Annotated in this window: 16 protein-coding genes; 6 read left to right on the top strand and 10 right to left on the bottom strand. The window is 71.0% G+C overall.

Annotated features, from left to right (window positions below; all coding sequences use genetic code 11):
• Positions 1–262 precede the first annotated feature (262 nt).
• Both ACFYYH_RS15810 and ACFYYH_RS15805 read right to left on the bottom strand, forming a co-directional pair.
• A complete protein-coding gene (locus tag ACFYYH_RS15810) occupies positions 263–991 on the bottom strand; it encodes a type 1 glutamine amidotransferase (protein ID WP_388550944.1) in 729 nt (242 codons plus the stop codon).
• Positions 992–1,040: 49 nt separating this feature from the next.
• Complete coding sequence (locus ACFYYH_RS15805) at positions 1,041–2,279, bottom strand: MurT ligase domain-containing protein (RefSeq protein ID WP_388550942.1); 1,239 nt, start codon at positions 2,277–2,279, stop codon at positions 1,041–1,043.
• Between the two features lie 115 nt (positions 2,280–2,394).
• On the opposite strand from ACFYYH_RS15805, the gene def reads away from it, so the two are divergent.
• A complete protein-coding gene (gene def, locus ACFYYH_RS15800; protein WP_388550940.1) occupies positions 2,395–2,958 on the top strand; it encodes a peptide deformylase in 564 nt (187 codons plus the stop codon).
• A gap of 127 nt (positions 2,959–3,085) precedes the next feature.
• Here the strand turns inward: def and ACFYYH_RS15795 are convergent, their stop codons facing one another.
• Complete coding sequence (locus ACFYYH_RS15795; RefSeq protein ID WP_388550939.1) at positions 3,086–3,730, bottom strand: TetR family transcriptional regulator; 645 nt, start codon at positions 3,728–3,730, stop codon at positions 3,086–3,088.
• A gap of 183 nt (positions 3,731–3,913) precedes the next feature.
• Between ACFYYH_RS15795 and ACFYYH_RS15790 the strand changes: the two genes are divergently transcribed.
• Positions 3,914–5,143, top strand: a complete 1,230-nt coding sequence (locus tag ACFYYH_RS15790; RefSeq protein ID WP_388550937.1) for an acyl-CoA dehydrogenase family protein — start codon at positions 3,914–3,916, stop codon at positions 5,141–5,143.
• A gap of 43 nt (positions 5,144–5,186) precedes the next feature.
• Here the strand turns inward: ACFYYH_RS15790 and ACFYYH_RS15785 are convergent, their stop codons facing one another.
• Positions 5,187–5,675: a glutathione peroxidase gene (locus ACFYYH_RS15785; protein WP_388550935.1), complete on the bottom strand. Its 489-nt coding sequence runs from the start codon at positions 5,673–5,675 to the stop codon at positions 5,187–5,189.
• An 85-nt stretch (positions 5,676–5,760) separates the two neighbouring features.
• On the opposite strand from ACFYYH_RS15785, the gene ACFYYH_RS15780 reads away from it, so the two are divergent.
• A complete protein-coding gene (locus ACFYYH_RS15780; RefSeq protein WP_388550932.1) occupies positions 5,761–6,024 on the top strand; it encodes a DUF6011 domain-containing protein in 264 nt (87 codons plus the stop codon).
• Between the two features lie 6 nt (positions 6,025–6,030).
• Here ACFYYH_RS15780 and ACFYYH_RS15775 read toward each other — a convergent pair whose 3' ends face one another.
• Both ACFYYH_RS15775 and ACFYYH_RS15770 read right to left on the bottom strand, forming a co-directional pair.
• Positions 6,031–6,912, bottom strand: coding sequence for an acyl-CoA thioesterase (locus ACFYYH_RS15775; protein ID WP_388550929.1), 882 nt, complete (start codon positions 6,910–6,912; stop codon positions 6,031–6,033).
• 106 nt (positions 6,913–7,018) lie between these two features.
• Complete coding sequence (locus ACFYYH_RS15770; RefSeq protein WP_388550926.1) at positions 7,019–9,592, bottom strand: DEAD/DEAH box helicase; 2,574 nt, start codon at positions 9,590–9,592, stop codon at positions 7,019–7,021.
• A gap of 75 nt (positions 9,593–9,667) precedes the next feature.
• On the opposite strand from ACFYYH_RS15770, the gene ACFYYH_RS15765 reads away from it, so the two are divergent.
• The gene (locus ACFYYH_RS15765) at positions 9,668–10,459 is read left to right on the top strand and encodes a metal-dependent hydrolase (RefSeq protein ID WP_388550923.1); all 792 of its coding nucleotides are present in this window, start codon (positions 9,668–9,670) and stop codon (positions 10,457–10,459) included.
• A gap of 146 nt (positions 10,460–10,605) precedes the next feature.
• Here the strand turns inward: ACFYYH_RS15765 and ACFYYH_RS15760 are convergent, their stop codons facing one another.
• The 3 genes from ACFYYH_RS15760 to ACFYYH_RS15750 all read right to left on the bottom strand — a co-directional run bounded on the left by ACFYYH_RS15760 (position 10,606) and on the right by ACFYYH_RS15750 (position 15,114).
• The gene (locus ACFYYH_RS15760; protein ID WP_388550920.1) at positions 10,606–12,387 is read right to left on the bottom strand and encodes an ABC transporter ATP-binding protein; all 1,782 of its coding nucleotides are present in this window, start codon (positions 12,385–12,387) and stop codon (positions 10,606–10,608) included.
• Entirely contained in the window at positions 12,384–14,207 is a 1,824-nt protein-coding gene (locus ACFYYH_RS15755; protein WP_388550918.1) for an ABC transporter transmembrane domain-containing protein, read from the bottom strand. The genes ACFYYH_RS15760 and ACFYYH_RS15755 overlap by 4 nt, the downstream gene beginning before the upstream one ends.
• Positions 14,208–14,670: 463 nt before the next feature.
• The gene (locus tag ACFYYH_RS15750) at positions 14,671–15,114 is read right to left on the bottom strand and encodes a MarR family winged helix-turn-helix transcriptional regulator (RefSeq protein ID WP_388550915.1); all 444 of its coding nucleotides are present in this window, start codon (positions 15,112–15,114) and stop codon (positions 14,671–14,673) included.
• A gap of 114 nt (positions 15,115–15,228) precedes the next feature.
• On the opposite strand from ACFYYH_RS15750, the gene ACFYYH_RS15745 reads away from it, so the two are divergent.
• Both ACFYYH_RS15745 and mltG read left to right on the top strand, forming a co-directional pair.
• Positions 15,229–17,076 carry an ABC transporter ATP-binding protein gene (locus ACFYYH_RS15745; RefSeq protein ID WP_388550913.1) on the top strand — a complete coding sequence of 616 codons (1,848 nt, stop codon included), beginning with the start codon at positions 15,229–15,231 and terminating at the stop codon, positions 17,074–17,076.
• A 222-nt stretch (positions 17,077–17,298) separates the two neighbouring features.
• Positions 17,299–18,144, top strand: a complete 846-nt coding sequence (gene mltG / locus ACFYYH_RS15740; RefSeq protein WP_388550911.1) for an endolytic transglycosylase MltG — start codon at positions 17,299–17,301, stop codon at positions 18,142–18,144.
• Positions 18,145–18,308: 164 nt separating this feature from the next.
• Here the strand turns inward: mltG and ACFYYH_RS15735 are convergent, their stop codons facing one another.
• On the bottom strand, positions 18,309–19,400 hold the full coding sequence (locus ACFYYH_RS15735; RefSeq protein WP_388550909.1) for an NAD(P)-binding domain-containing protein: 1,092 nt from the start codon (positions 19,398–19,400) through the stop codon (positions 18,309–18,311).
• Positions 19,401–19,452: the final 52 nt, after the last annotated feature.

Here is a 19,452-nt window from a genome sequence, read left to right as displayed (position 1 = left end):
GGACCCCATCGTCCGGACAGATCCCCGTCACCCTACCGGCGGGCGGCGGCGGGACCGAAACCCGCGTCCGACTGCTGGACACACATCCGTACGGCGCGGGCGGCCCGTACGGCCCCGCCGCACCCCGCCCCGGTCCCGGAGGAACCGGGGCGGGGCGGAGGCGGGGGAGACGCTGGCGGGGGCGCGGGCGGAGCCCGGAACGGGACCGCCGGGCCGGACCCGTCTCGGACGGCACCGCCGGGCCGGCCCGCCGCGGGGACCGTCAGGAGGGCTGGACGGCGGCCGCCACCCGCTCGGCGCGCAGCGCCTCGTACCAGCGGTCGTCCGTCGGCGGCAGCGCGTTCACATCGAGGGCCAGCTTCAGCAGCAGGTCCGCGATCTGCGGGTTGCGCGCCATCACCGGGCCGTGCATGTACGTACCGAACACGGTGTCGTTGTACGCGCCCTCCGTGCCGTCGCCCGTGCCGTTGCCCCGGCCGAGCCGGGTCCGCGCGAACGGGCGGGCCGACGGGCCGAGATGCGTGATGCCCTGGTGGTTCTCGAACCCCGTGAGCTGCGGCAGGTTCAGCCGGGGGTCGATGTCGGCGAGCACGTCGCCGACACACCGCTCGCCCTCACCACGGGTGGAGACCACATCGAGCAGCCCGAGTCCGGGCTCGCGCTCACCCAGGTCGTTGATGAACTCATGACCCAGGATCTGGTAGCCGGCGCAGACCGAGAACACGATGGCGCCGTTGGAGACCGCCCGGCTGAGCCCGCCGTCACGGCGCAGCCGCTCCGCGGCCAGCCGCTGCGGCCTGTCCTCGCCGCCGCCGATCAGATAGATGTCCCCGGACGTCGGCACCGGCTGGTCGCTGCGCACATCGACGCGGGTGACATTCAGACCGCGCTGCCGTGCCCGGCGTTCCACCACGAGAGCGTTCCCCTGATCCCCGTAGGTGCTCAGCAGGTCAGGGTAGATCCACACCAGCCGGAGGCTGTTGTCGCTCATTCTCGCTCGTCCTTCGGAGTTCCGTGAGGTCGTGTATCCCGACATGGACTCAGTTCCCCACCCGTCTGCGCAGATCCTGGAACGACGTGTAGTTGGCGATGGCCTCGATCCGTCCGGGCGGGGCCATCTGAACGGCCTCGTCGGGCGTCTCGCAGACCCGGAAGTCCAGTCCCGCGACCTCCAGGCGTACGGCGAGGTCCAGCTTGCGGTCGCCGATCACGAAGATCGGATGTCCGGCGAGCCGGGTGTAGTCGACGTCCCACAGCCAGGACGTGTCCGTGCCGTCCGCGCCCCGTGCGTTCACGGCGAGGATGACCGGTGTCGGCGGCGGATCGATCAGCGAGAAGGTCTCCAGCCAGCCCGCGGGGTTCTTCGCGAGCAGCAGTCGCAGATCACGGCCGAGGAACGACACCACGTCGTACCGGCCGGCCACGGCCTGCACCTGGTACATACGCTCCAGCGCCACCTGCGGCGGCACCCCGAAGGTGGCCGCGACGGCGGCCGAGGTGGCGGCGTTCGCCTTGTTGGCGCGTCCCGGCAACTGGAGATGGATCGGCCAGGCGGAGCCGTGCGGGTCGAGGACATGGTCGCCGTGGAGCGCCCAGCTCGGGGACGGCCTGCGGAAGCCGCACTCACCGCAGAACCAGTCGTCGCCGGGGCGCTGCATCACACCGCCGCAGGCGGGGCAGGACCAGGCGTCGTCCTTCCACTCCTGCCCCGCGGCCACCCAGACCACATTGGGGGAGGAGGAGGCGGCCCAGACGATCAGCGGGTCGTCCGCGTTGGCGATGACGACGGCCTTGGTGCCGGCGAGGCCCTCGCGCCACTTCTCGGCGAGCATCCGGGTCTCGGCGGCGCGGTCGAGCTGGTCGCGCGAGAGATTGAGCAGCGCGATCGCCTTCGGCGTGGTGTCGCGCGCCACACCGGCGAGATATTTCTCGTCGACCTCGATCACACCGTACTTGGCGTCGGAGCCGCCCGCGAGGGCCGAGGTGATGCCGGCCGGCATATTGGCGCCGAGCGCGTTGGAGACCACGGGCCCGGCTGCCCGCAGGGCCTCGGCGATCAGCCGGGTCGTGGTGGTCTTGCCGTTCGTCGCCGACACGAGGATGACGTCGAGGTGCTGCGCGAGCCGACCCAGCAGATCGGGGTCGAGTCTCAGTGCCACCTTCCCGCCGATCACCGATCCGCTGCCGCGGCCGGCGGCGCGCGACACCGCCGCAGCGGCCTTGCCCGCCGTCACGGCCAGCTTGGCCCGTGGCGTCAGCGGGTCCGTGTTGCCTGCCATCGTCCTTGATCCTCCTTGCGTCGGTCCGGGGTCAGCCTATCGAGATCCGGCCAAGGGCCCGAACCGCGGCACCGGGCGGGAAGGCGGAGGTCACGGTGACCGTACCCTGACCGGCATGCCTAACCGTTCGATCCCCGGCAGTGCCGGGAGAGTACGCCCCTTGAGAATGCTGGGCGATCCGGTGCTGCACGCCCCCTGCGAGCCCGTCACGGACTTCGGTCCCGCCCTGTCGGAACTGATCGAAGACCTCTTCGCGACCATGTACGCCGCCCGGGGGGTCGGGCTCGCGGCGAACCAGATCGGCGTGCCGCTGCGGGTGTTCGTGTACGACTGCCCGGACGACGAGGACGTCCGCCATCTCGGACACCTCGTCAATCCGCGGCTCACCCAGGCGGACGACATCGTTCTGCGGGGCCCCGAGGGCTGTCTGTCGCTGCCGGGCATCGAGGCGGGGACGGAGCGGTACGACCACGCCGTGGCCGAGGGCGTCGACCGGCACGGCGAACCGCTGCGGATCGAGGGAACGGGTTTCTTCGCGCGCTGTCTCCAGCACGAGTGCGACCACCTGGACGGAACGGTGTACTCCGACCGGCTCACCGGCCGGCGCCGCTCCAGAGTGCTGCGCGCCGCACGCCGGGCGCCCTGGTCCGGTCCCGCGACGACGGGCACGGGCGTCTGACGGCTCCCGGCTGTCCGACGGCTCCCGGCTCTTCTCCCCCCGGCCCGTCCGTGCCGTGGCGGGCCGGGGGGAGAAGAGCCGGGCGGCCGGGACCGGGATCCCGGGAGAGGTGCCCTCGCCGGAGCGTTCAGAACCCGGGGCCGCCCTCGCGGTCGTCGACCGCGGCCAGCCGGCCCCACAGCAGGTCCGCCAGGCTCCGTACCAACTGCTCGCGCGAGCACGGCCGTTCGCCGAGCCACCAGTCGCCGGCGGCGTGCATCATCCCGACGATGCCATGGCCCCAGACCCGGGCGAGCTGCTCACTGCCCGGACCGAGATCGACCCGTTCCTCGATGACCTTGGCGAGTTCCTCGCCGAGGCGGCGCAGCAGCGGGGCCGAGTGGCGGCCCACATCGAAGCCCTGCTCGGGCAGTTGGGTGTCCTCGGCGGGATGCATCAGGAACCGGTAGACCTGCGGGCGCGCCTCGATCGCGGCGAGATACGTGTCGAGCGTGGCCTCCACGCGCTGGCGCCGCTCCGCGGGCGCGTCGAGCGCGGTCCGCAGGGCGTCGAGCAGCGCGTCGGTGTGGCGCTTGGCGAGCGCGCGGTACAGCCCGCCCTTGTCGCCGAAGTGGCGGTAGAGAATGGGCTTGGTGATGCCCGCCTCGGCGGCGATGGCGTTCATGGAGGCGTGCGGGCCGTCCCGGAGTACGACCCGGTCGGCGGCCTCCAGCAACTGCCGCCTCCGCTGTCGCGCCGACCGCTGCTGGTCGGCCTGCTGTGTGGTCTCCATCGTGGTGTCTCCCCGCCCATGCGATTGCGTGACGCACCGGCAACGTAACACCCTGCCCGCGATCAATGCAGATCAGACCATGGCCGGTTGACATTCTCTACCTACCGGTAACAGACTGATGTTACCGTCGGTAACGTCGGTGAGCGACCGCAGTTGAGGACAACACAGTGCTGGAGGGGAACCGTGGCCGAGTTCACGTTTGAACTCAATGACGACCAGAAGCAGGTCCGTGACTGGCTGCACGGATTCGCCGCGGACGTCATGCGTCCGGCCGCCGCGGAGTGGGACGAACGTGAGGAGACTCCCTGGCCGGTCATCCAGGAGGCCGCCAAGATCGGTGTCTACTCCCTCGACTTCTACGCCCAGCAGTTCTTCGACCCCACCGGCCTCGGTATCCCGATGACCATGGAGGAGCTGTTCTGGGGCGACGCGGGCATCGCCCTGTCGCTCGTCGGTACGGGCCTGGCCGCCGTCGGCGTCCTCGCCAACGGCACCGAGGAGCAGATCGGCACCTGGGTGCCGCAGATGTACGGCGACGCCGACGATGTGAAGGTCGCCGCCTTCTGCTCGTCCGAGCCCGACGCCGGGTCCGATGTCGGAGCGATGCGTACCCGCGCGGTGTACGACGAGGCCAAGGACGAGTGGGTGCTGAACGGCACCAAGACCTGGGCGACCAACGGCGGCATCGCCCATGTCCATGTGGTGGTCGCCGTCGTCGACCCCGCGCTGGGCTCGAAGGGTCATGCGTCCTTCATCGTCCCCCCGGCCACCCCCGGCCTCTCCCAGGGCCAGAAGTTCAAGAAGCACGGCATCCGCGCCTCCCACACCGCCGAGGTCGTCCTGGAGGACGTCAGGGTCCCCGGGCACTGTCTGCTCGGCGGGAAGGAGAAGCTGGACGAGCGGCTCGCGCGGGCCCGTGAGCGGGCCGGCACGGCGGGCGGCGAGCGGGTGAGGAACGCGGCCATGGCCACCTTCGAGGCCTCGCGCCCGGCGGTGGGCGCCATGGCGGTGGGCACGGCCCGCGCGGCGTACGAGGTCGCCCTCGACTACGCGAAGACCCGCAGCCAGTTCGGCCGGCCGATCATCGACAACCAGGGCATCGCCTTCCAACTGGCCGACATGCGGACCCGGATCGACGCGGCCCGGCTGCTGGTGTGGCGGGCCTCCTGGATGGCGGTCACCGGCAAGCCGTTCACCTCCGCCGAGGGCTCGATGTCCAAGCTGTACGCCAGTGAGACGGCCCAGCGGGTCACGGCCCAGGCCGTGCAGATACTCGGCGGCAACGGCTTCACCCGGGAGTACCCGGTGGAGCGCATGCACAGGGACGCGGCGATCTACACGATCTTCGAGGGGACGAGCGAGATCCAGCGGCTGGTGATCGCCCGCACCCTGTCGGGCATGCCGATCCGCTGAGCCCCGAGGCCGCCGCGAGAGCGACGGCCCCGGTGAGCGCGGCTCAGCCGGGAAGCTGGGCCTCGATCGCGGCGACGACCTCGGGCGCCTCCGGCTCCGTACGCGGCCTGATCCGGGCGACCACCTCACCCTTGGGGGAGAGCAGGAACTTCTCGAAGTTCCACTGCACGTCCCCGGCCTCGCCCTGGGCGTCGGCCGTCTTCGTCAGCTCCGCGTACAGCGGGTGCCGGGTCTCCCCGTTCACGTCCGTCTTCTCCAGCAGCGGGAAGGTGACACCGTACGTCGCCGAGCAGAAGGTCCGGATCTCCTCCGCGGTGCCGGGCTCCTGCCCCGCGAACTGGTTGCTGGGCACGCCGACGACGGTGAACCCCCGGTCGCCGTACTGCTGCTGGAGCCGCTCCAGACCCGCGTACTGCGGGGTGAGGCCGCACTTGGACGCGACGTTCACCAGGAGGACGGCCTTGCCCTCGAAGGCGGCCAGGGTGGTGGGTTCACCCGTGAGGGTGCGCAGCGGGATGTCGTACAGAGTCATCAAGATCTCCTCGGTCTCCGGCGTTCTGCCTTCATTGTGGACCCGCGGGTGATCGCCGCCCCGGGCGGGCTGATAGAGCTGGGACATGCGCGAACCCCTGCTCGGCGACGGCGATGGCGGCACGGACGGCGGTACGGACGACGGCCGGCTGCCCGGTTCTGCACCGGACTCCGGCCCGCCCGGCCCCGGTCGCGAGATCAGATGCCGTATGTGCGGCAGACCGCTCACCGGCACGGCGTCGCGCCGCACCGGCCTCGGTCCGGCCTGTGACGCCAAACTCCATCCGCCCGCGCCGGACATCAGGACCCGTCGCCGCGAGGCCGACCAGGAACCGCTCCCCGGCGTCTGAGACCGGCTACGGCCCGGTCGCCTCCAGCCGCCGGAACAGGCCCTCCTGCACCACCGAGACCAGCAGCCGGCCCCCGCGGTCGTAGATCCGCCCCCGGGCCAGCCCCCGGCCGCCCGTTGCGATCGGCGACTCCTGGTCGTACAGGAACCACTCGTCCGCGCGGAACGGGCGGTGGAACCACATCGCGTGGTCCAGCGACGCCGTGTCGAATCCCCGCGGCCCCCAGAGCGGCTCGACCGGGATCCGTACCGCGTCCAGCAGCGTCATGTCGCTCGCGTACGTCAACGCGCAGGTGTGGACGAGCGGATCGTCGCCCAGCGGCCCCACCGCGCGCATCCACACCGCGCTGCGCGGGTCCGCCTCCTTGATCTCCTCCTGGGTCCAGCGCAGCCGCTCCACATATCTGATGTCGAAGGGCTGGCGCCGGGCCATCCGCTCCAGCGACTGCGGCAGCTGGCCCAGATGGGCACGCACCTCGTCGCCGACCGTCGGGAGCGTCTCCGGGTCGGGGAACTCCAGTCGCGGTGCGAGCTGGTGCTCGAAACCGCCCTCCTCCGGACGGTGGAAGGAGGCCGTCAGATTGAAGATCGTGCGCCCCTGCTGGACGGCGGTCACCCTGCGGGTGGTGAACGACCGTCCGTCCCTGATCCGTTCGACCTGGTACACGATCGGCACGCCGGGCCGCCCCGGCCGCAGGAAGTACGCGTGCAGCGAGTGGACCGGCCGGTCCCCGTCGGTGGTACGGCCCGCCGCCACCAGGGCCTGGCCCGCCACCTGGCCGCCGAAGACCCGTTGCAGGGACTCCTCGGGGCTGCGCCCGCGGAAGATGTCGACCTCGATCCGCTCCAGATCGAGCAGATCGACCAGCCGCTCGGCGGGGTTCGTCATGACGTGGTGCTCTCCTGTTCTCGTTCCCGTTCTCGTTCCCGTGCTCGGTGCCGTGCGGGTCCGGGGCCGGACCGCGGCAGGCCCCGGGGCCGTCCCACGGCCCTGCTCAGAGCTGGCCCACGGCCGTGACCCGCACCACGGCCAGGCCCTCCTCGTCGGAGGCCGCCAGATCGACCTCCGCGCTGATGCCCCAGTCATGGTCGCCGTTGGGGTCGGCGAAGGTCTGGCGCACCCGCCACAGACCGTGCGCCGGGTCCTCCTCGATGGCGAGCAGCTTGGGCCCGCGGGCATCGGGCCCGGTCCCCAGATCCTCGTACTCGTCCCAGTACGCGTCCATCGCCTCGCCCCAGGCGTCCGCGTCCCATCCCGACTCGCCGTCCAGCTCGCCCAGTTCCCCGACCCTGTCCAGGGCGGCCAGCTCGACACGGCGGAACATGGCGTTGCGTACGAGCACCCGGAAGGCACGGGCGTTGGCCGTGACGGGCCTGACCTGATCGGCCTTCTCCTGCGCCTGCTCGGCCGTCTCGATCTCCGGATTGGCGAGCTGTTCCCACTCGTCGAGCAGACTGGAGTCGACCTGGCGCACCATCTCACCGAGCCACGCGGTGAGATCCTCCAGGTCCTCCGACTTGAGATCGTCCGGAATGGTGTGTTCCAGTGCCTTGTAGGCGCCCGCCAGATAGCGCAGCACGATGCCCTCCGTCCTGGCCAGCTCGTAGAACGAGGTGAACTCGGTGAAGGACAGCGCCCGTTCGTACATGTCCCGGATCACCGACTTCGGCGAGACGGGATGGTCGCCCACCCACGGATGGCTCTTGCGGTAGGTGTTGTAGGCGTGGACGAGCAGCTCTTCGAGCGGCTTGGGGTACGAGACGTCCTGGAGCCGCTCCATCCGCTCCTCGTACTCGACACCGTCCGCCTTCATCGCGGCCACCGCCTCGCCGCGCGCCTTGTTCTGCTGCGCCGCGAGGATCTGCCGCGGATCGTCCAATGTGGACTCGACGACGGAGACCATGTCCAGCGCGTACGAGGGGGACTCCGGGTCCAGCAGCTCGAACGAGGCCAGCGCGAACGTCGACAGCGGCTGGTTGAGCGCGAAGTCCTGCTGGAGATCGACGGTGAGCCGGACGATACGGCCCTCCGCGTCCGGGGTCTCCAGCCGCTCCACCACCCCGCCGTCCAGCAGCGAACGGTAGATCGCGATGGCCCGCCGGATGTGCCGGAGCTGCTGTCTGCGCGGCTCGTGGTTGTCCTCCAGCAGACGGCGCATCGCCTCGAAGGCGTTGCCCGGCCGCGCGATCACCGACAGCAGCATGGTGTGGGTGACCCGGAAGCGGGAGGTCAGCGGCTCGGGATCGGAGCCGATGAGCTTGTCGAACGTGGTCTCCGACCAGGCCACAAAGCCCTCGGGGGCCTTCTTGCGCACCACCTTGCGGCGCTTCTTGGGATCGTCCCCGGCCTTGGCGAGCGCCTTCTCGTTCTCGACGACATGCTCGGGCGCCTGCGCCACCACCAGGCCCGCCGTGTCGAAGCCGGCGCGGCCCGCCCGGCCCGCGATCTGGTGGAACTCCCGGGCCCGCAGCGTACGGACACGATTGCCGTCGTACTTGGTGAGCGCGGTGAACAGCACCGTGCGGATGGGGACGTTGACACCGACGCCGAGCGTGTCCGTACCGCAGATGACCTTCAGCAGGCCGGCCTGGGCGAGCTTCTCCACCAGCCGCCGGTACTTGGGCAGCATGCCCGCGTGGTGCACACCGATGCCATGGCGCACATACCGGGAGAGATTGCGGCCGAACTTGGTGGTGAAGCGGAAGTTGCCGATCAGATCGGCGATCCGGTCCTTCTCCTCGCGCGTGCACATGTTGATGCTCATCAGCGACTGCGCCCGCTCGACGGCCGCGGCCTGCGTGAAGTGCACGATGTACACCGGTGCCTGCTTGGTCTCCAGCAGCTCGGTCAGCGTCTCGGTGATCGGGGTGAGCCGGTACTCGTACGACAGCGGCACCGGGCGGGTCGCGGACCGTACGACCGAGGTGGGCCGGCCCGTGCGGCGGGTCAGGTCCGCCTCGAAGCGTGAGACGTCTCCGAGGGTCGCGGACATCAGGATGAACTGGGCCTGCGGCAGTTCCAGGATGGGGATCTGCCAGGCCCAGCCGCGGTCCGGTTCGGCGTAGAAGTGGAACTCGTCCATCACGACCTGGCCGATGTCCGCGTACTTGCCGTCGCGCAGTGCGATCGAGGCGAGCACCTCGGCCGTGCAGCAGATCACCGGGGCGTCGGCGTTGACGGAGGCGTCACCCGTCAGCATGCCGACGTTCTCCGTGCCGAAGAGTTTGCACAGGTCGAAGAACTTCTCCGAGACCAGCGCCTTGATCGGCGCGGTGTAGAAGGTGACCTTGTCCTGGGCCAGCGCGGTGAAGTGCGCACCCGCCGCGACCAGGCTCTTTCCGGAGCCGGTGGGGGTGGACAGGATGACGTTGGCCCCGGAGACCACCTCGATCAGCGCCTCCTCCTGAGCCGGATAGAGCGTGATGCCCTGGCCTTCGGCCCAGGAGGAGAAGGCCTCGAAGAGGGCATCGGGGTCGGCGTCAGGCGGCAGCTGATCGATAAGGGTCACGCCCCCATCTTGCCTGCCTTCCCCCTGGATACGGGAACCGGCCGGGAAAGTGAAGATCACTAACGGTACGCTGGCCTGTCAACTGGGCTTCGGCACGCGGGGCTTCACCACAACTGCACTGGGGCGGGAACGAGCATGATGGGACCGGCACACTCACTGTCGGGGGCGGCGGCCTGGCTGGGAGTGGGTGCGGCGGCGGCTGCCGCGGGCCATGGAATGCCCTGGCCGGTCCTGGTGGTCGGCGCGCTGATCTGCGCGGGTGCCGCGCTCGCCCCCGACCTGGACCACAAGGCCGCGACGATCTCCCGGGCGTTCGGGCCGGTGTCGCGGACGCTCTGCGAGATCGTCGACAAACTCTCGTTCGCCGTCTACAAGGCCACGAGGAAGCCCGGTGACGCCCGCCGCACCGGCGGTCACCGCACACTGACCCACACCTGGCTCTGGGCGGTCCTGACCGGGGCCGGTGCCTCGGCACTGGCGTACGGGTTCGGACGCCGGGCGGTGCTCGCGATCCTGTTCGTCCATCTCGTGCTCGCAGTGGAAGGCCTGCTCTGGCGGGCCGCGCGGGTCTCCAGCGATGTGCTCGTCTGGCTGCTCGGCGCCACCAGCGCCTGGATCCTGGCGGACGTGCTGGACCAGCCGGGCAACGGCGCCGACTGGCTGTTCACCGCCCCGGGACAGGAGTACCTCTGGCTGGGCCTGCCGATCGTCCTGGGCGCGCTGGTCCATGACATCGGGGACGCGCTGACGGTGTCGGGCTGCCCGATACTGTGGCCCATCCCGCTGGGCCGTAAGCGCTGGTACCCGATAGGGCCGCCGAAGGCGATGCGCTTCCGGGCCGGAAGCTGGGTGGAGCTGAAGGTGCTGATGCCGGCGTTCATGATCCTGGGCGGAGTGGGCGGCGCGGCGGCTCTGGGCGTCATATAACGCACCGGGGCCGGTTGAGGACCGGTTCGCGGCCGTTTCGCGGCCGGGTACGCGGCGGGGGCGGCCCGGCGCCGGAAAGCCGGGCGCCCGGAGAGGCGGGGACGGCCGGTGCGGAACGCACCGGCCGCCCCCCTTTGCCGTTGCCGTCACCCGTGCCAGGACCGCCACAGCGCCGCGTACGCGCCGTTCGCCGCCACCAGCTCGTCGTGGCTGCCCAGCTCGCTGATCCGGCCCTCCTCGACCACCGCGATCACATCCGCGTCATGCGCGGTGTGCAGCCGGTGGGCGATCGCCACGACCGTACGGCCGTCCAGGACCTTGGCCAGCGAGCGCTCCAGATGCCGGGCCGCCCGCGGGTCCAGCAGCGAGGTCGCCTCGTCGAGGACCAGGGTGTGCGGATCCGCGAGCACCAGCCGGGCCAGCGCGATCTGCTGGGCCTGCGCCGGGGTCAGGGCCGTACCCCCGGAGCCGACCCCCGTGTCCAGCCCGTCGTCCAGCGCCCGTGCCCAGCCGTCCGCGTCGACCGCCCCGAGGGCCGCCCACAGCTCGGCGTCCACCGCGCCCGTGCGGGCCAGCAGCAGATTGTCGCGCAGCGAGCCCACGAACACATGGTGTTCCTGGTTGACCAGCGCGACATGCTGCCGCACCCGCTCGGCGGGCATCCGGGACAGCTCCGCCCCGCCGAGGGTGATGTGCCCCCGCCGCGGTCCGTAGATGCCCGCGAGCAGCCGGCCCAGGGTGGACTTCCCGGCTCCCGAGGGGCCGACCAGGGCCAGCCGGGTGCCGGGGCTGACATCCAGGGTCACCCGGTGGAGCACGTCGACGCCCTCGCGGTAGCCGAAGTGCACCTCGTCGGCGCTGACGTCCCGGCCGTCCGGCACGACCGAGGCGTCGCCCGCGTCCGGCTCGATCTCCCGTACCCCGACGAGCCGGGCGATGGACACCTGGGCGACCTGGAGCTCGTCGTACCAGCGCAGGATCAGACCCACCGGGTCCACCAGCATCTGGGCGAAGAGCGCGCCCGTCGTGAGCTGCCCGACCGTGATCCAGCCCTGGAGGACGAAGACACCGCCCATCACCAGCACGGCCAGGAAGATCGTCGTATGGGTCACATTGATGACCGGGAACAGCACCGACCGCAGCCACAGGGTGTACCGCTCCCACGCGGTCCACTCCTCGATCCGCCGCTCCGACAGCTTCACCCGGCGCCCGCCGAGGCGGTGCGCCTCCACGGTCCGGCCGGCGTCGACCGTCTCCGCGAGCATGGCGGCGACGGCCGCGTATCCGGCGGCCTCCGAGCGGTACGCCGAGGGCGCCCGCCGGAAGTACCAGCGGCATCCGGCGATCAGCAGCGGCAGCGCCACCAGCACCGCCAGCGCCAGGGGCGGCGCGGTGACCGCCAGCGCGCCGATCAGCAGCCCCGCCCAGACCACGCCGATCGCGAGCTGCGGCACGGCCTCGCGCATGGCGTTCGCCAGCCGGTCGATATCGGTGGTGATCCGGGAGAGCAGATCGCCGGTGCCCGCGCGTTCCAGCACACCGGGCGGCAGCCCCACGGCCCGGACGAGGAAGTCCTCGCGCAGATCCGCGAGCATCTCCTCGCCGAGCATCGCCCCGCGCAGCCGTACCAGCCGGGTGAACACCGTCTGCACGATCAGCGCGACGGCGAACACCGCCACCGTGCGCTCCAGACGCAGGTCCCGTGCGCCCGCGGCCAGATCCTCGACGATGCCGCCCAGCAGATACGGGCCGACCATCGAGGCGATCACCGAGACCGCGTTCACGGTGACCAGCAGGATGAACGCCGCGCGGTGCCGGCTCAGCAGCTCCCTCACATAGGCCCGTACGGTCGCGGGGGTCCCGACCGGCAGGGTCGTCGCCGACTCCGGGGCCGCCGGGTCGTACGCCGGTGGCGCCACGCCGATCATGCTGATTCCTCGATCTCTTCCCGGGCCCGCGCGGACGCCGGCTCCATGACGGGTTCGCGCTCCACGCGCTGTTCCTGTTCGGTCTCGCGGGTGACGACGGCCCGGTAGCCGGCGTCGTTCCGTACCAGCTCACGGTGGACACCCACCGCCGCGACCTCGCCCTCGTGGAGGAAGACCACCCGGTCCGCGTGGTCCAGCAGCAGCGGCGAGGAGGCGAACACGACGGTCGTGCGGCCGGCCCGCAGCTCCTTCACCCCCTGGGCGATCCGCGCCTCCGTATGGGAGTCCACGGCGGACGTCGGCTCGTCGAGCACCAGCACCTCGGGATCGGTCACCAGCGAACGGGCCAGTGCCAGCCGCTGGCGCTGGCCGCCGGAGAGCGAACGGCCGCGCTCGGTGATCCTGGACCGCATCGGGTCACCGCTGCCGTCCACCGACGCCTGGGCCAGCGCGTCGAGCACATCCGCGCACTGGGCGGCGGCCAGCGCCTTCTCCGGCTCGACCGCCCCGGAGGACGGGATGTCCAGCAGCTCGGTGAGCGTGCCCGACAGCAGCACCGGATCCTTGTCCTGGACGAGGACACTGGCCCGCGCCGCGTCCAGCGGCAGATCGTCCAGCGCCACCCCGCCCAGCAGCACGGACGGGCTCTTCTCCTCCTCGGTCGCATGGCCGCCGAGCCGCTCGGCGAGCCGCCCGGCCGCGTCCGGATCACCGCAGACCACGACGGTCAGCAGCCCGGCCGGGGCGAGCAGACCGGTGGCGGGGTCGTACAGATCCCCCGTCGGCCTGGCGTCGTCGAGACCGCCGCGCTCGTCCTCGAACGTGGTCCGCTCCAGCGACAGCACGCGCGCGGCACGCCGCGCCGAGGGCCGGGAGAAGGAGTACGCCATGGCGATCTCCTCGAAGTGGCGCAGCGGGAAGAGCAGCAGGGTCACCGCGCTGTAGACCGTGACCAGACCGCCGACCTCGATCCGTCCGTCCAGGGCGAGCCGTGCCCCGTACCAGATGACGGAGATCAGCATGACGCCCGGCATCAGCACCTGGATCGCCGAGATCAGCGACCACATCCGCGCGCTGCGCACGGCGGCCTCGCGCACCTCCTGCGAGGCGGCGCGGTAGCGGCCGAGGAACAGCTCCTCGCCGCCGATGCCGCGCAGTACCCGCAGCCCGGCGACCGTGTCCGAGGCCAGTTCGGTGGCCTTCCCGGCCTTCTCGCGCTGGACGTCGGCCCGCTGGGTGGCACGGGGGAGCAGCGGCAGGACGGCGAGGGCGAGGACCGGCACGCCGACGGCGACCAGCGTCCCCAGCTCCGGCAGGTACAGGACCAGCCCGACGCAGATCAGCACTATGGCGATCGCGGCGGCGAGGAAGCGCGAGAGCGCCTCCACGAACCAGCCGATCTTCTCGACATCGCCGGTGGAGACGGCGACGACCTCACCGGCGGCCACCCGACGGGTCAGCGCGGAGCCCAGCTCCGCGGTCTTGCGGGCCAGCAGTTGCTGGACACGCGCGGCGGCGGTGATCCAGTTGGTGACGGCGGAGCGGTGCAGCATGGTGTCGCCGACGGCGATGGCGGCGCCGAACAGCGCGATGAGGCCGCCGGCGAGCGCGAGCCTGCCGCCCGAGCGGTCGACGACCGCCTGGACGGCGAGCCCGGCGCCCACCGAGAGCCCCCCGATACCGGTGAAGTGCACCAGGCCCCAGGCGAGCGCCTTGAGCTGGCCGCCGAGCTGGTTGCGTCCGAGCCACAGCAGGAACCGTGGGCCTGACCGAGCGTCGGGGATCCCTGGATCGGGATACGGAAGGTCGCGAATCTGCATGATGTCCCATGACTCGTGGAGTGGCCCAAACCGTGCAAGGTTCGCCCTGGCGGAGTGCCTGAGGCAACGGGTTTTCCGCGTGGAGCGCGAGATCGAGCCAGTTGAGCGATGCCACGGGGACATTCCGGGATGCGTCCCGGAGTGACGCCCGGGGCGGGTGGCCCTGGCGCGATCTCGCTCCGGCCCGGTCCGGGGCGGAGCGTGTCACCGTACGGTCGGATCCGGTGCCGTACGGTCGGATCCGATGTGATCCGGTCCCGTACGTCACCGGTCCGGTCCGGGAACTGTCGGCGCGGGTTGGCCCGTCCGGGTGGGCGGCGGGGAGCGGCCGGGAGCGGCCGGGGGCGTCGGGGCTTCGGGGGCGTCGAGGGTGTCGAGGGTGTCCCGAGGGGACATCCGGGTGGGGTGTCCGGTGGGGTGTGCGGCGCGGACCGGCCGCACGCGTCCGCGGTGGCCGCGGTGCTCAGCAGTGCCGGTGAGCGCCCCCGTCGACCAGGGTCGACAGCAGTCCGCCGAACACGTCCCGCTGGTCCGCGGTGAGCGGCGCGAGGATGTCCTCCGCCGCGGCCCGCCGCGCGCCGCGCAGCGCCCTCAGGGTGGCCCGGCCGCTGTCGGTCAGCTCGATCCGTACGACCCGGCGGTTGGTCGGATCGGGTGCGCGCCGCACCCAGCCGCTCGCCTCCAGACCGTCCACCAGGCTGGTCACGGCCCGGGGCACCACTTCGAGCCGCTCGGCCAGATCGGCCATCCGGGGCGGCTGGTCGTAGAACGCGACCGTACGCAGCAGCCGGGCCTGGGCGGGGGTGATGCCGATCGGCTCCATCTGCCGCTTCTGGACGCGCTGGAGCCGGCGGGTCAGCCGCAGCAACTGCTCGGCCAGCATGCCGTCGGCGTCGGGGGTGCTCATGCGGGAACAATATCAGGACACAGTTCATTGTGTACATAGGTAACAGTGAGCTAGGCTCTCAAAAGCATCCGATCCGTGCTTCCACGGAAGCCCTCCCGCTCGTCGAAGGAGCCCATGAAACCCGAGGAATCCACCTGGACACCCCCACCCCGCCCGGCCCGGACGGACCACGCGGGGGAGCCGGAGCCGCCCGCGCAGCTCCGGCGCATCTTCGCCCTCTTCCGCCCCTACCGCGGCCGGCTCGCGATCGTGGGGCTGCTGGTCGGCGCCTCGTCGCTGGTCTCGGTCGCCTCGCCGTTCCTGCTCCGCGAGATCCTGGACACCGCGATCCCGCAGAGCCGTACCGGACTGCTCAGTCTGCTCGCCCTCGGCATGATCGCCACCGCGGTCGTCAACAGCGTCTTCGGTGTGCTCCAGACGCTGATCTCCACGACGGTCGGCCAGCGGGTCATGCACGATCTGCGCACCGGCGTCTACAGCCAGCTCCAGCGGATGCCGCTCGCCTTCTTCACCAGGACGAGGACCGGTGAGGTCCAGTCCCGTATCGCCAACGACATCGGCGGTATGCAGGCCACCGTCACCTCGACCGCGACCTCCCTGGTCTCCAACCTCACGGCCGTCGTCGCCTCGGTCGTCGCCATGCTCGCCCTGGACTGGCGGCTCACCGCCGTCTCGCTGGTCCTGCTGCCGCTGTTCGTCTGGATCAGCCGGATAGTCGGCCGCGAGCGCAAGAAGATCACCACCGAGCGCCAGCGCCAGATGGCCACGATGGCGGCCACCGTCACCGAGTCCCTCTCCGTGAGCGGCATCCTGCTCGGGCGCACGATGGGGCGCGCCGACTCGCTGACCAAGTCCTTCGCCGACGAGTCCGAGCGCCTGGTCGACCTGGAGGTCCGGTCGAACATGGCGGGGCGCTGGCGCATGTCCACCATCGGCATCGTCATGGCCGCCATGCCCGCCGTCATCTACTGGGCGGCGGGCATCACGATGGGCGCCGGGGGCAGCGCCGTCTCCCTCGGCACGCTCGTGGCCTTCGTCTCGCTCCAGCAGGGCCTGTTCCGCCCCGCCGTGAGCCTGCTCTCCACCGGAGTGCAGATGCAGACCTCGCTCGCGCTGTTCCAGCGCATCTTCGAGTACCTCGACCTCCCGGTCGACATCACGGAGCCCGAGCGGCCGGTCAGGATCGACAGGATCCGCGGTGAGGTGCGGTTCGACGACGTCGACTTCGGCTATGACGGCACGGGCGGGCAGCCGACCCTCCAGGGGATCGGGCTGACCGTCCCGTCCGGCGGCAGCCTCGCCGTCGTCGGGCCCACGGGCTCGGGCAAGTCGACCCTCAGCTATCTCGTGCCCCGGCTGTACGACGTGACCGGCGGCCGGGTCCTGCTCGACGGGGTGGACGTCCGGGAGCTGGACTTCGACACGCTCGCACGGGCTGTCGGAGTGGTCTCCCAGGAGACTTATCTCTTCCATGCCTCCGTCGCCGAGAATCTGCGCTTCGCCAAGCCCACGGCCACGGACGAGGAGATAGAGAAGGCCGCCAGGGCCGCCCAGATCCATGACCACATCGCCTCGCTCCCCGACGGATACGACACGCTGGTGGGCGAGCGCGGATACCGCTTCTCCGGAGGGGAGAAGCAGCGGCTCGCGATCGCGCGCACGATCCTGCGCGACCCGCCGGTGCTGATCCTCGACGAGGCGACCAGCGCGCTGGACACCCGTACCGAACACGCCGTGCAGCAGGCCATCGACGCGCTCTCCCGGGGGCGCACCACGATCACCATCGCGCACCGGCTCTCCACCGTCCGGGACGCGGACCAGATCGTGGTGCTCGACGCGGGCCGTGTGGCCGAGCGGGGCACCCATGACGAACTGCTCCGTCAGGACGGGCGCTATGCCGCCCTGGTCCGCCGGGACAGCCTGCCGGGACACACCGACGAGCTGGCTCCGGTCATCACCTGAGCACGGCCATCGTCTCTGAGCACGGCCATCGTCTCTGAGTACGGTCATCACCTGAGCACGCGAGCGACTCCGTGGGACGGGGGAGCGACGGCACCGCCTCCGGGCATTCGTTCACCAGGATGGTCGCTGTGCGTACACGAATCACCCGTCCGTACGCATGCCACCCGTGTCGCCGCACCTCAGGTGCCGGGATCGGCGATCACTCGGGGTTACCGTGCCCATATGATGAACGAGCCGCCGGGGACGAGACCCGGTCGCAGACCCCGTCTGACCCGCCGTGGCCGGCTGGTCCTGCTGGTGGCCGGCACCCTCGCCGTCGGGGCGGCGGTGCTGGTGCCCGTACTCCTGATGGGCGGGGAGAGCGGCGACGAGAAGACCTCGACACTGGTCATTACCGAAGGGCGACGCGCCTCCGAGGTGTACGCCCTGGTCGACAAGGCCCTGGAACTCCCGAAGGGCACCACCAAGGACACGGCGACCGCGGCGCGGCTCAAGCTGCCGGAGGCGGCCCGGGGCAACCCCGAGGGTTTTCTCTTCCCGGCCACGTATCCGATCAATTCATCGACCACTCCGGCCGGTCTGCTCAGCTATATGGTCAACACCGCGAGTCAGAAGTTCACGGGCGACCATGTCACCGCGGGCTCCCAGCGCAACGGTATGACGACCTATCAGTCCGTCACCATCGCCAGCATCGTGCAGGCGGAGGCCGATTCACCGACCGACATGGCCAAGGTCTCCCGGGTCGTGCACAACCGGCTCGCCCTGGGCATGCCCCTTCAGATGGACTCGACCCTCAACTACGCGCTCCGCCGCAACACACTCGACACCACCCAGGCCGACACGAAGATCAACAGCCCGTACAACACCTATGAACGCAAGGGCCTGCCGCCGACCCCGATCGGGAACCCGGGGGAGGAGGCGATGAACGCGGCGCTCAACCCCTCGCGCGGCGAGTGGCTCTACTTCGTCACCGTGGCGAAGGGCGACACCCGCTTCACCAACAACTACTCCGAGCACCAGAAGAACGTCGAGGAGTTCAACGAGAACCGCACCAAGGCGAAGAGCTGAGGGCGGCGGTCGTCCGATCGGCCGGCGCGACCGACCGGTGAGCAGTGAGACATGAGGTGAGGGGTGCCGGGGTGCCGGGGTGCCCGGGGCCGCGCTGCGCCTGGGGCGCGCGGTGCTTCGAACGCGCGCTGCCTGGGACGTGTGGCGTCCGGGGAGGTGTGGCGTCAGGCCGCCGTCGCGGGCTCGCGCTCCAGCAGCCGCTTGATGTCCCGTACCGCCGCCCGCCCGGCCCTGTTGGCGCCGATGGTGGACGCCGAGGGGCCGTATCCGACCAGATGGACGCGTTTGTCCCGTACCGCCCGCGTTCCCTCGACCCGGATACCGCCGCCCGGCTCGCGCAGCCGCAGCGGTGCGAGATGGTCGATGGCGGCACGGAAACCGGTCGCCCAGAGGATCACATCGGCCTCCACCGTCCGTCCGTCGGCCCAGGCCACCCCCTGCGGGGTGATCCGGTCGAACATCGGCAGCCGGTCGAGTACCCCCTCCTCGCGCGCCCGGCTGATCGCCTCGTTCACCGGCAGCCCGGTCACCGAGACCACGCTCTGCGGCGGCAGCCCCTGGCGTACCCGTTCGTCGACGAGCGCGACGGCGGCCCGTCCCTGCTCCTCCCCGAACGGACCCTCGCGGTAGACCGGCGGGCGCCGGGTCACCCAGGTGGTGTCCGCCGCCACCTTCGCGATCTCCATCAGATGCTGTGTGCCCGAGGCCCCGCCGCCCACCACGATCACGCGCAGCCCGGTGAACTCCTCGGGGCCCGGATAGTTCACCGTGTGCAACTGCCGCCCCAGAAAGGTCTCCTGGCCCGGATAGCGCGGCCAGAACGGCCGGTCCCAGGTGCCGGTGGCATTGATCAGCGCGCGGGCCGACCAGTTCCCCTCGGAGGTCTCCACCAGCAGCCGCCCGCCGCCGCCCTCACGTACCGCCGTGACATCGACGGGCCGGTGGACCCGGAGTCCGAAGCGCTCCTCGTACGCGGTGAAATAGCCGCCGATCACCTCGGAGGAGGGCCGGTCGTCGTCGGCGGGCCGGGTGATCAGTTCCATACCGGGGAGCGCGTGCATGCCGTGGACCTTGCCGTACGTCAGCGAGGGCCAGCGGAACTGCCAGGCACCGCCCGGCCGCGGGGCATGGTCCAGCACGACGAAGTCGCGGTCCGGTTCGAACCCGGACCGCCGCAGATGATGGGCGCCGGACAGACCCGCCTGTCCGGCGCCCACGACCACCACATCGATGTCCCGTACCCCGAAGTCGTTCACGTTTCCACAAACAGCCTCGGTACCGGGAATCTTCCCGCGCACCGGAGGCGCT

Source organism: Streptomyces sp. NPDC002018, assembly GCF_042890865.1.
GTDB lineage: Bacteria > Actinomycetota > Actinomycetes > Streptomycetales > Streptomycetaceae > Streptomyces.
This window is presented reverse-complemented; position numbering and strand designations above follow the sequence as displayed.